The 11,280-nt window shown below is 69.2% G+C and carries 12 protein-coding genes and 1 pseudogene; 10 read left to right on the top strand and 3 right to left on the bottom strand.

What is annotated here, in order from left to right:
- Positions 1 to 579: 579 nt before the first annotated feature.
- Positions 580 to 2,055 carry a polysaccharide deacetylase family protein gene (locus tag IMZ11_RS33760; RefSeq protein WP_228646454.1) on the bottom strand — a complete coding sequence of 492 codons (1,476 nt, stop codon included), beginning with the start codon at positions 2,053 to 2,055 and terminating at the stop codon, positions 580 to 582.
- Between the two features lie 136 nt (positions 2,056 to 2,191).
- On the opposite strand from IMZ11_RS33760, the gene IMZ11_RS33755 reads away from it, so the two are divergent.
- From IMZ11_RS33755 to IMZ11_RS33725, 7 genes are all read left to right on the top strand, one after another.
- Entirely contained in the window at positions 2,192 to 2,563 is a 372-nt protein-coding gene (locus IMZ11_RS33755; protein WP_061253781.1) for an NADH-quinone oxidoreductase subunit A, read from the top strand.
- A gap of 95 nt (positions 2,564 to 2,658) precedes the next feature.
- Positions 2,659 to 3,930 carry a M48 family metallopeptidase gene (locus IMZ11_RS33750; protein WP_228646453.1) on the top strand — a complete coding sequence of 424 codons (1,272 nt, stop codon included), beginning with the start codon at positions 2,659 to 2,661 and terminating at the stop codon, positions 3,928 to 3,930.
- Positions 3,931 to 4,093: 163 nt separating this feature from the next.
- Positions 4,094 to 4,588, top strand: coding sequence for an NADH-quinone oxidoreductase subunit B (locus tag IMZ11_RS33745; protein WP_285706127.1), 495 nt, complete (start codon positions 4,094 to 4,096; stop codon positions 4,586 to 4,588).
- Positions 4,585 to 5,178 carry an NADH-quinone oxidoreductase subunit C gene (locus IMZ11_RS33740; RefSeq protein ID WP_228646452.1) on the top strand — a complete coding sequence of 198 codons (594 nt, stop codon included), beginning with the start codon at positions 4,585 to 4,587 and terminating at the stop codon, positions 5,176 to 5,178. The genes IMZ11_RS33745 and IMZ11_RS33740 overlap by 4 nt, the downstream gene beginning before the upstream one ends.
- Positions 5,171 to 6,124, top strand: a complete 954-nt coding sequence (gene nuoH / locus IMZ11_RS33735) for an NADH-quinone oxidoreductase subunit NuoH (protein WP_228646451.1) — start codon at positions 5,171 to 5,173, stop codon at positions 6,122 to 6,124. Before IMZ11_RS33740 ends, nuoH begins: the two co-directional genes overlap by 8 nt.
- Before the next feature lie 41 nt (positions 6,125 to 6,165).
- Complete coding sequence (locus IMZ11_RS33730) at positions 6,166 to 6,420, top strand: type II toxin-antitoxin system Phd/YefM family antitoxin (RefSeq protein ID WP_228646450.1); 255 nt, start codon at positions 6,166 to 6,168, stop codon at positions 6,418 to 6,420.
- A complete protein-coding gene (locus IMZ11_RS33725) occupies positions 6,414 to 6,803 on the top strand; it encodes a type II toxin-antitoxin system VapC family toxin (protein ID WP_228646449.1) in 390 nt (129 codons plus the stop codon). The genes IMZ11_RS33730 and IMZ11_RS33725 overlap by 7 nt, the downstream gene beginning before the upstream one ends.
- A 51-nt stretch (positions 6,804 to 6,854) precedes the next feature.
- On the opposite strand, the gene IMZ11_RS33720 is transcribed toward IMZ11_RS33725, so the two are convergent.
- Positions 6,855 to 7,667 carry an acyl-CoA thioester hydrolase/BAAT C-terminal domain-containing protein gene (locus IMZ11_RS33720; RefSeq protein WP_228646448.1) on the bottom strand — a complete coding sequence of 271 codons (813 nt, stop codon included), beginning with the start codon at positions 7,665 to 7,667 and terminating at the stop codon, positions 6,855 to 6,857.
- Between the two features lie 132 nt (positions 7,668 to 7,799).
- Positions 7,800 to 8,450: a helix-hairpin-helix domain-containing protein gene (locus tag IMZ11_RS33715; protein WP_228646447.1), complete on the bottom strand. Its 651-nt coding sequence runs from the start codon at positions 8,448 to 8,450 to the stop codon at positions 7,800 to 7,802.
- Positions 8,451 to 8,967: 517 nt separating this feature from the next.
- Here IMZ11_RS33715 and IMZ11_RS33710 point away from each other — a divergent pair.
- The 3 genes and pseudogenes from IMZ11_RS33710 to nuoK form a co-directional block, all read left to right on the top strand.
- The gene (locus IMZ11_RS33710) at positions 8,968 to 10,110 is read left to right on the top strand and encodes a 4Fe-4S binding protein (protein ID WP_228646446.1); all 1,143 of its coding nucleotides are present in this window, start codon (positions 8,968 to 8,970) and stop codon (positions 10,108 to 10,110) included.
- The gene (locus tag IMZ11_RS33705) at positions 10,107 to 10,775 is read left to right on the top strand and encodes an NADH-quinone oxidoreductase subunit J (RefSeq protein ID WP_228646445.1); all 669 of its coding nucleotides are present in this window, start codon (positions 10,107 to 10,109) and stop codon (positions 10,773 to 10,775) included. Before IMZ11_RS33710 ends, IMZ11_RS33705 begins: the two co-directional genes overlap by 4 nt.
- Before the next feature lies 1 nt (position 10,776).
- Positions 10,777 to 11,061: pseudogene (gene nuoK, locus IMZ11_RS46460) on the top strand (NADH-quinone oxidoreductase subunit NuoK); the annotation flags it as partial.
- Between the last annotated feature and the right edge of the window lie 219 nt (positions 11,062 to 11,280).

The raw sequence follows: 11,280 nt of genomic DNA, 5'->3' as shown, positions 1-11,280 counted from the left end.
ACGGTCGCCGGTCAGCTGCATTCCGTCGCCGGAGTCGCCGGCGAACCGGATGATCACGCGATCGAGTTGCTGAACCTGCTTGGTCACAGCTGCTCAGTCCTCCTCGACGCGCCAAGGCGTCTTAGCTCGTGGCACGTTGTTCTATCCATGCTAGATCCATCATCTCTAGCGACGAGACTGCCGGTTCACCCGGCAGGGGAATCGCTTCCCGGTCAGGGTTCGGTTGTTCGAAACGGTCAGGACTTGGCCGTCGCCCGCCTCAACCGAGGAAAGCGAGAAGCCGCTCTCTTCAGGGAGCGGCGGAGTCACCAGGCGCACGCGTTCGATTGTCGCGTGAACCGCTCACCGCCAAGGTGTGACGTGCGTCGCATCGACCGGCGGGCGGCGCCCGTTCAGAGGGGCGCCCGCCGGTACGCGGATCGTTCGGGGATTCCATGGCCGCCGGATCGACGGCATGGTCACGATCGAGGGTGACGCTTCGTGCGACACAGCCCCGCCGCGAGCCGGCACAGATCAACGTGCAAGCGGGCGAAGAGGATGTTGCGGGTCACGAGGTCCAACTATATGTCCCCGCGCGTTTCACGGTACCTGGTGGCTCCGCAACCCGCCGGTAGGCGCGACGCCGGTGGGCACGATGGGGGCGGAATAGGTCAGGCCCGGCATCATGCGGCCGGAGCCGTACAGCTCGGGCACGGTCACGAAGACGAACCCGCGCTCGCGGAGCTTGTCGAGCACCTGGGGGAGCGCGTCGGCGGTGACCTGGTCCATGTCGCGCATCAGGATGATCGACCCCCGCCGGGCGTCGCCGAGGACCCGCTTCACGACCGCCTCCGGGGTCGTTCCCGCCGCGTCGCCCGCGTCGACGTTCCCCTGCACGATCGCGAGCCCCAGCTCGCGCGCGACGTCGGCCACCCTGGCATCCGTCGCACCGTACGGCGGGAGGAGGAGGGCCGGGGTCTGGCCGCTCCCCGTGCCGATCGCGTGCTGGGCGCGCCGGATCTGGTCGTAGATCACAGTGGTCGAGAGCAGGGTGAGGTCCCGATGGGTCCACGTCTGGTTGGCGACGAGATCCCCCTGCTCGCGCATCCGGTGCAGGAGGCCGGGCATCGCCGCCGCGTTCGAGCCGACCATGAAGAACGTCGCCCGCGCGCCGTGCGTGGACAGCGCCGACAGCAGCCGCTCGGTGTACGGCCCCGGCCCGCCCTGGAACGCCAAGGCGACGCAGTGGGCCACGGCGCAGTCGACCGTGCCGTTCAGCCCGCTGACGGCGGTCGGGTTGTGGTCCAGGGTCGCGGACAAGGGCCGCGTGGTCGTCTCGGCCACCGCCGTGCGGACCTGGCGCCCGAAGGTCGTCAGCAGCCGGTCGGCCTCCTTGCGCGGGATGGCCACGGCCACCCTGCCGGTCGATCCCGGGCTGGACTCCTGGCCGTCGAACTCCACGACCAGGTCGCCCCGCGTGTTGAAGTTGAGGGAGTCGAAGAGATCGGGATCCACGACGACGCTTTCGGCGTGGACCGGGGCGGTGCTCGGCAGGTGCTTGCGCACCAGCGTCGAGAGCTCCTTGATGTTCGAGATCAAGCTGGTGGAGTCCACCACCTTCTCACCCCGCCGGTCGTACCAGAGCGTGCGGTAGGAGTCGACCCAGGTGCGGCCGGTGAACCGGCTCTCCCTCAGCCTGACCCCGACGGCGTCGCGGGACGCGGCGGTGAGCTCCCAGTCCACGTTGTATTCGGGGGTGCGCAACCCCTCCCGGTTGGCGGTCTTCTCGGAGAACCGCCGCGCCTTGGCCGACAGCTCTTCCTTGAGGCGCTTGTTGAGCGCGGGCGCGTCCGAGAGCGTGGGATAGCTGACGTGCACGTGCGGCTTGGCCGTGCCACTGGAGATCGTCGCCACCGAGAGTCCCGCAATCTTGGCCGGGTCGGCGAAGGTGAGCACCGTCGGTTCGGACGCGACGTCGATGTCCTTGTCCCGCCCGCCGCCGAGCAGGGGCAGGCCGCAGCTGGTCACGGCGATGATCAGCAAGGTGATGACGCCGACGAAACCGAGTGGGGGCATGAGTGGAGGGTATGAGTGGATATGCCGGTTTTACCCCCCCTTTGTGTGATCACCGCGCATCTTTTGGCTGCGAACGGTGACTAAGGGGTGACACGGTTATGATCGTGGCGAAGGCCGTACGGGCTCGGAGGCGGGCATGAACGGATATTTCAGCTCTTATCTAGTTGTCGTGGTGCTCTTCGGACTCGGCCTGGCCATCGTCGCCGGAGGTCTGCTCGTCAACCGGCTGCTGCGTCCGCACCGGCCCACCCCGGAGAAACTGCTGACCTACGAGTGCGGCGTCGATCCGGTCGGCGAGGGCTGGGCCCAGTCCCAGGTCCGCTACTACGTCTTCACGTACCTCTATGTCGTCTTCGCGGTGGACGCGGTGTTCCTCTTCCCGTGGGCGACGGTCTTCTCCGCTCCCGGTTTCGGCGTCACCACGCTGGTCGAGATGTTCGTCTTCCTGGTCTTCATCGCCATCGGGATCCTGTACGCCTGGCGCAAGCGCGTACTGACCTGGACGTGACGCAGACCCGGCCCTGGAGCTGACGCGGAGCCGGCCCGATTCGCCTGGGTTCGATCTGGACGTGATCGTCGTCACTGTGCCACGCTTCTCGGTCCATGACGCCTTCAGCGATCGTTCAGGAATGCCCGCAATGTTCGGCGTCGATCAGCGCCGACCCTCGGTTCGTCGTCTGGTGCCGGGATTGCGAATGGAACATCCGCCCGGACAACGGAGAGCGGCAGCGCCCGCAGGGCATGCTGGATCGTTTCCGCAGCCGCCTGGCTCGCCGGTACGTCGCCGACCTGCATCGGAGGGTGCTCGACTCCGGGCCCGGCCTGCCGTCCCGTGATCCGGCCAGGATCGCCTCGTACGCTCTCGCCACTATCGTCCACCTGTTCGCGGTGTCCTTGACGCTGGCCGGGGTCTGGCTCCTGGCGTCGACGTGGCCGAGCCCTTTCGGGATCGCCCTCGGAATCGCGGTTCTGGCGTTCGCCTATCTGGTGCGTCCACGCCTGGGGCGCGTGCGCAAGGACGCCCTGACGCTCACCCGGCAGGAGGCGCCGACCCTGTATGACCTGCTCGACCGCGTGGCCGGCGAGATCGGGGCGCCGCCCGTGGACATCGTCGTCGTGGACGGCGACCTCAACGCCTGCTTCGCGACCGTCGGGCTCCGCCGCAGGCACATGCTGACGATTGGGCTGCCGCTGTGGCTGATCCTGGACCGGGCGGAGCGTGTCGCCCTGCTGGGCCACGAATTGGCGCACTCTACCAACGGTGACTCCCGTCACGGTCTCTATGTCGGCAGCGCGCTTAACACGCTTTACGAATTGCGCCAGGTGCTGGCCCCCATCGTGCTCGACGGGGGACTGATCGAGATCGCCGCGACGTTCTTGCTCAACGTCGTGATGTGGCTGATCCGTGTGCCGGTCACCGGCACGATCATGCTGTTGGAGTTGATGACGTATCGGTCATCGCAACTCGCCGAATACGCCGCCGACGAGAGGGCGGCCCAGGTCGCCTCTCCGGTCGCCGCAGCCGGCTTGATGGACAAGTGCATCACCAGGTTCTCCGCCGCCGGCAGGCACGTGGTGTCCTCGGCCCATCGCACCGGAGACCTGTGGGAGGGGCTCCGGGAGTATATGGACGGGTTCCCCGAACTTGAGGAGGAGCGGCTGCGTCGGCTGGCCCCGCTCGAAGCGGTTCGGGTCGACGCCTTCCACCCCCCGACTCATCTGCGCATGGCGTTCGCCGTGGCCCTGCCGTACGGAGCGGCGGAGGTCACCGTGACGGAGGGAGAGATGGAGCGGATCCAGGGCGAACTGGACACGGCGGGCGACCGGATCGCGCGCGAGATCACCGACCAGGCACGGGCGGCGCTCTACCAGTGAGCACCACCACCCCCTGGGGCGGCTTCACGGTGGGCGCGCCACGGCGGCGCGGAGGCACGGCGGAGCTTCATGGGGCACGGCTTTACGGCGGTGTGGGTTTGTCCGGCGCTGTACCGGCGGCCAGGACAGGGGGAGAATGGCTCTCATGGCGGTGAACCTTCCGATGCCGACGGTCGGCCCGGTGTCCAGGCTGGCTCCCAAGCCGATGAAGTTCGTGCTCAACTGGGGCCGGCGGTACTCCCTGTGGGTGTTCAACTTCGGGCTGGCCTGCTGCGCGATCGAGTTCATCGCGACATCGATGAGCAGGCACGACTTCATCCGGTTCGGGGTCATCCCGTTCGCCAACGGGCCCCGCCAGGCCGATCTGATGATCGTCTCGGGCACCGTCACCGACAAGATGGCCCCGGCCGTGAAACGGCTCTACGAGCAGATGCCCGATCCCAAGTACGTCATCTCGTTCGGCGCCTGCTCCAACTGCGGGGGGCCGTACTGGGACTCCTACTGCGTCACCAAGGGTGTGGACCAGATCATCCCGGTCGACGTCTACGTCCCCGGCTGCCCGCCCCGGCCCGAGGCGCTGCTCCACGGCATCATGAAGCTCCAGGAGAAGATCGCCGCCGAGTCGCTCGGCGACCGCTACCAGGGCGGTGGCGCGTGACCGCCTCCCCTGACGCCGGCACCGGGATCTCGGCCGCGATCCGGTCCAGGTACGGCTCGCGCGCCCGGCTCTCCGACTCCTTCGGTGAGCCCGTGGTGGACGTGGCGCCGGAGGACTGGATCGAGCTACTGGACTTCGCCAGGGCCGAGGGCTTCGAGTTCTTCGACTGGCTGACCGGCGTGGACGAGCCACCCGACGGCTTCGCCGTCGTCGCGCACGTCTTCGACCCGGTCGCGATGGCACACCTGCTCCTGCGCACCCGGGTGCCCAAGGAGGACCCGCGGCTGCCCACGGCCACCGGCGTCTTCCGCGGGGCGAACTGGCACGAGCGGGAGACGTTCGAGATGTTCGGCGTCGTCTTCGACGGCCACCCCGACCTGCGGCCGCTCCTGCTTCCCGACGGGTTCGAGGGCCATCCGCTGCGCAAGGACTTCGTCCTGGCGGCAAGGGTCGCCAAGGCGTGGCCCGGGGCCAAGGAGCCGGGCGAGTCCGGTCACGGGTCGCCGAGCCGCCGCAAGATGCTCCCGCCGGGCGTGCCGTCCGGCTGGGGAACGGGACCCGCACCCGACCAGGAGGAACGTGGTGAGTGAGGTGCTCGACATCGCGGTCCGGCTGGTCGTGATCGTTGTCGTGTTCCTCGCGTTGCCGCTGATCGTCGGGCAGATGGAGCACAAGGCGATGGCGCACATGCAGTCGCGCCTCGGCCCCATGTACGCCGGGGGTTTCCACGGCTGGGCCCAGCTCATCGCCGATGGCGTGAAGTTCGTCCAGAAGGAGGACGTCATCCCCGCGGCGGCCGACCGCAGGATCTTCGCCATCGCCCCGGGTGTGGCGCTCGTGCCGTACCTCGTCGTGATGATCGTGATCCCGGTGGGGCCCGGGCTGTACGGAGTGGACCTCGACGCCGGTCTGTTCTTCGTCCTCGCTGTCATGGGCGTCGGCGTGCTCGGTGCGATCATGGCCGGATGGGCGTCCGCCAACAAGTACAGCGTCCTCGGCGGCATGCGGGCGGCGGCCCAGCTCATGTCGTACGAGCTGCCGCTGGTGCTGGCCGCGTCGAGCGTGGCGATGGCGGCGGGCACTCTGTCGCTGCACGGCATTGTGGAGCAGTGGCAGTGGTGGTGGCTGCCCTGGCAGGCCATCGGCGGGGTGGTGTTCTTCGTCGCCGGGCTGGCGGAGCTGCGCAGGCCCCCGTTCGACATGCCGATCGCCGAGTCCGAGATCATCATGGGGCCGATGACGGAGTACACCGGGATCCGGTTCGCCCTGTTCATGCTCGCCGAGTACGCCGGGATCGTGGTGCTGTCGGCGTTGACGACCGTGCTGTTCCTCGGCGGCTGGCACGGACCGCTGCTTCCCGGCCCGGTGTGGACGCTCCTCAAGGTGTTCGCCCTGGCGTTCGTGGTGATCTGGGTACGGGTGAGCTATCCGCGCCTGCGTGAGGACCAGCTCCAGAAGCTGGCCTGGGTCGGCCTGGTGCCGCTCGCGCTCCTCCAGCTCGCTCTCACCGGCGTCGTCAAGGTCATCGCCGCCTGACATCCTTGCTACAGCTGTAGTAGCAGTTCTACGCTTGCTTCATGGCAGCGATTCCTGCCCGGGAGCTCCGGAACAACACTGCCGAGGTGCTTCGGCGTGTCGAGGCCGGCGAAGAGATCGATGTGTTGAGGGACAACCGCCCGGTGGCGAAGATCATCCCGTTTTCCCGGCGGCGCCGATGGATTCCGGCGGTAGAGATCGTCGGTGAGCTGGGCAGGCTCGGTCCCGACACCACCGGCCTGGCCGAGGAGTTGCGGGAGGCTCTCCCCGAAACGACGGATGACCTCTCGTGGTGAGGCGAGCCCTCGCCGACACATCGGTTTTCATTGGCTTTGAATCAGCGCGATTCGAGGTCGAACGGTTCGTCGACTTCGAATGGGGCGTGTCGGCCGTAACCCTGGGCGAACTCCGGTTCGGGGTGCTGCAGGCGCGGGACCCGGATGCCGCCTCGCGTCGGCTGTCGACATATCAGCTCGCCCAGCGGTTCGAGACGATCCCTGTCGACGAAGCGGTTTCCGACGCCTGGGCGTTGCTCGTCTCACGCCTTCGTTCGACGGGCAGAAAAGCCCCGGTCAATGACAGTTGGATCGCGGCGACGGCCCTCGCTCATGGAGTTCCCGTCGTCACTCGGGATGCGGACTACGACGGCATGCCGGGCCTCGAGGTGATCAGGATTTGACGGCGGGGTTCGCGCGTCATGGTTCGCGAAGTCGTCCCGGTGGCCGGTGAGCTACGGGCTGAGCTGGAAGGCCTCGAGGATGTGGGGCCACGCGGCTGTCCCCAGGGCGGTGTCCGAGGTCGGCGACCCTCCGTACGCATAGGTCGTCGAAGGGAGAGCGGGTGATTCTCCCGGCAGACGCGGGCCGTGACCGGCATCCGGGACGCTGACGAGGCGCGCTGGGCGTCCGGCCGCCGAGCGGCGGGCGGCGAGCTCTTCGGCGAAGGGGAGCGAGGGCCACATCCGGTCGTCCCCGCCCGCGACGAGGAGGAGTTCGGCGGAGGTCCGTTCGATGGGAATCGCCGCCGCCTGGGCTGATCGGGCGAACCTTTCCCGGCTGCGTTCGTAGAGCGCGCGGTAGGACACGGGAGACTCCGGCGGTTCGGCGGGAGCCCAGGCGTCGTCGTAAGGGACGAAGGGCAGTGGCTCTCCCCGCCACGTCCATGAGGATCGGTACGGGTGGGTGTGCCCGTCGATTCCTGGCCCGACGTTCGCCCAGGTGACGGAGGTGGGTGACATCGCGATCACCGCGTCGACGCGGGGATCGATCCCGGCGACGAGCAGCGCCGCTTCCGCGCCCTTGGAAGTTCCCACAATGCCGATCCGGCGTACACCGGTCTGTAGGAGCAGGTCGATCGCGGTGCTGAACGTTTCCAGTGGGATCTCGCAGATTCCCGCGGGCTGTCCGGGACCGCCGAACCAGCGGATCGACAGCGCCGTGGCGCCATGCCGGGCCAGCAGCCGCGACCGTTCGGTCGCGATGCGTCCGCTGGAGCCCGCCAGGACGAGGACACCGACAGGTCCACCGCCCTCGGGCGTCACCATGACCCCCTCGTAGGGGTGGGTGAGGGTGTGCTCGGTGAACTCCAGAATCGTCTCCTTCGGGGAAACCGCGCGGGGCGCCTCAGGTGTAGGCAGGGCGCGGCCAAAGGTAGGCGGGGCCCGTGGAACCCTCCGTCAGGGGAGGTAGACGGTGTACTCGGTGAGCGGGCTGGTCAGGTCGGCCGGGAGGTTCGCGGTGACGCACACTTCCACGGCAGAGGTGAAGGTTCCGACCGCCTGCCGGGCCTCGAGGATCTGCTCGACCAGTTCGGGCGTCATCCCGGGGAGGCCGGCGATCACCGCGCCGGGGGCGTGGTTCATGTCCACGAGGCCACCGTCGTCATAGCGCCGGGGCAGGTCGGGCCGCCCGATGCGCAGCTCCATGGCGAGCCCGGGGTCGCGCTCGGCCAGCTCGCGTGCCTCCTGGCGCAGGTCGCGGCGGTGCTGCGCGAACTGGATCGCCTGATCGTTCCCGTACGCCACGGGATCGGGACGGGGGAACACGCGGCGGCGGACGGCGAAGGCGTGGGCGGTACCGCCGAGGGTGTTGAGGATCAGGCCCGCGCTGAACAGCGCGTCGTTCGAACTGACGGTGGTGAACATCGTCACCGTGCCGACCAGGTAGATCACGAAGGCGGCCCAGGCGAGCGTCGACCGCATTTTGATCGCGGCGTGCAGGAAGACGGCCGGAGTGAGAGCCCCGACGCTCCCCAACGGGACCAGCGCCCACAGGACGCTGAGGAACGTCCGTGCGCCGGGCGGACGTGGGACGGCGGCGGGAGGCATGCCGGGCACCTGGCGGTACGGCGCCGGCCCGGGTGACCCCTGTACGTAATGCGGATGCCGTGGAGGAGCGGAGGGCATGGCGGGTGCCTGTCCCAGCGGCGGTTGCGTCCGCGGAGCCTGGCCCGGCGGCGGGTTGCCCGGGAGTACCTGGCCGTGCGGGGGGTGGCCGGGGTGTGCCTGGCCGTGTGGTGGTCGTGTCTGAAGCGGCTGGCCGTATGGTGTGTGGCCATGAGGGACCGGTCCCTGCCCGTACGGCGTCGGGCGCTGGGGCGCCTGTTCGCGTGGCAACCGCTGCGGGGCAGTGGGCGGTTCGGCGGATGCCTCACCGTGCGGTGCCTGCCCGTAGGGCGACTGTGGAGGAAGACCGGGGTGTGGGGGCCGCATAGGGGCAGAATAAGCCCTTTCTACCGCTCCACTTGTGGACAACCAGTGGAGAAGCCTGTGGAAACTGTGGAAAACACAGAGGGGCGCATCAGCGCATTCACGTGTCGCCCGTAGTGCGCGATGATGGGGAATTGTGGCGCGCATACCAGGAGAAGGGCTGGCCAAGGGGCTGGCGGTCACGTTCAAGCACATGGTGCGCAAATCGGTGACCCAGCAGTACCCCGAGGTCCAGCCTGACCTGCCTCCTCGCAGCCGGGGCGTGATCGCCCTGGTCGAGGAGAACTGCACGGTCTGCATGCTCTGTGCCCGCGAGTGTCCCGATTGGTGCATCTATATCGATTCGCACAAGGAGACGCTTCCGGCTCCCGAGGGTGGGCGCCCTCGCGCGCGGAACGTGCTCGACCGGTTCGCGATCGACTTCTCGCTCTGCATGTACTGCGGCATCTGTGTCGAGGTGTGTCCGTTCGACGCGCTGTTCTGGGCGCCCGAGTTCGAGTACGCCGAATACGACATTCGCGACCTTCTGCACGAAAAGGATCGATTGGGCGAGTGGGTCGAGAGCGTGCCCCCTCCGCCGCCCCACGAGATCGGCGCCGAGCCGCCCAAGGAGGCCGCCGCCGCGTCCCGCCCGGCTCGGGGACCCGCCGCTCGCCCCGGTGACACCGCCCGTCTGGGTGCCGGGCGGCCCGGCGAGGCGACCGGCCCAAGCGCGGACCGACCCGGTGAGACCACCGGCCCAAGCGCGGATCGACCCGGCGAACCCGGCCGTTCGGCCGGCTCCGGCGGTCCCGCCGCCCGTCCCGCCGCCCGTACGGCCGGCACGGCGAGCGGAGCCGACACCGCCGACGCCTCGGGTGGCCAAGACACGTCAGGGACGGCGGAGGCCCCCGCCAGGGCCGGCGCAGCCGACAGCGGCCCCCGCGTACGTCGGGAGGCGCCACGGAGTCCGGCCGCGATCCGCGCGATCCGCCCTCCGGGCTCGCTGCCTCCACGACCGGGCGCGGGCGCGAAGCCCCCAGAGCCTTCGGGACCCCCAGAGCCTTCGGGACCAGCGGGTAGCGAGTCCACAGCGCCGACCGCCGAGCCCGGGTCGTCCGGCGAGGGCGGGACCGGGGCGTCCGGGTCGTCCGGTGAGTCCGGGTCCGGGGCGTCCGGCGAGCGGGAGCAACCGGACCGTCGCGAGCCGCCCAGAGCTCTGCGGAACGTCCGTTCGATCCGACCGCCCGGGTCACTGCCGAAGAAGGACGCGCCACCCGATCAGGGAGGCGAATCGTGACATCGCAGGTGCCGGACCTGTGGCCGCCGACCGGGCAGGAAGTCGTGTTCCTGCTGCTCGGAATCGTCGCTCTCGGGTCCGCCCTGCTGGTGGTGACCACCAGACAACTCGTCCACGCCGCTCTCTGGCTCGTCGTGTGCTTCGGTGCGCTTGCCGGGGGCTATCTGGTCCTGACCGCCGAGTTCGTCGCCTGGGTCCAGGTCCTGATCTATGTCGGCGCGATCGTCGTGCTGCTGCTGTTCGGCATCATGCTGACCCGGGCGCCCATCGGCCGTAGCGCCGACCTCGACTCGGGCAACCGGGCGGCTGCCGTGCTGGTGGCGGTCGCGACGGCCGCGGTCCTGGTGACCGTGGTCGTCCAGGGTTTCGCGACCGCCTATACGCCGCTGGAACCCGGGGGCGGCGCGGCGGGCGCGCTGGGGTCGAGCATCTTCCGGTCGTGGGTGCTGCCCTTCGAGGCGCTGTCCGTGCTCCTGCTGGCCGCGCTGATCGGCGCCATCGTCCTCTCCCGTACCGACATCGGCGGCCCGAGCCGCGTCACCGACTCGCCCGGTTCCGATCCCTCACCGGACGGAACGGGCAGCGACCCCGAGGGCGGCTCCGGGAGCGAGCCGCGGAGCGATCAGGAGACCGGCTCTGACGGTGTCTCCCGGAACGGCGGTTGACGTGCACGTCGTCTATCCCGTCGTCGTCTCCGCGTTGCTCTTCTCCATCGGCGTCTACGGCGTGCTCGCCCGCCGTAACGCGATCCTCGTGCTCATGTCCGTCGAGCTCATGCTCAACGCGGTCAACCTCAACCTGGTCGTCTTCGACATCTGGCTGCGGGACCGGCTGCACGGCGGCCAGGTGCTCACGCTGTTCATCATCGTGATCGCGGCGGCCGAGGTGGGTCTGGGCCTGGCGATCGTGCTCTCGGTCTTCAGGAACCGCCGGACCATCGACATCGACCGGCTCCGGGACCTCACCGAGCGTGACCTCATCGGTCCCAGTCCGGACGCTCCGGTCGGCTCCGATCCCGGTCCGGACGGCCCGCTCGGCTCCGGTCCCGGTCCGCTCGGCTCCGGTCCCGGTCCGAAGGGTGCGCCCCCGGGTGACTCGCCGGAGCCCGGTCCCGCCGATCCTCCCGCCCCGGGCTCCGAAGGCCGGGCAGTCCTTGACCGTTCGGAGGCC

The sequence above is a fragment of the Microtetraspora sp. AC03309 genome (assembly GCF_020826795.1).
Classification (GTDB): Bacteria; Actinomycetota; Actinomycetes; order Streptosporangiales; family Streptosporangiaceae; genus Microtetraspora; species Microtetraspora glauca.
Note: the sequence above shows the minus strand (reverse complement) of the source record. Positions and strands in the feature narration are given on the sequence as shown.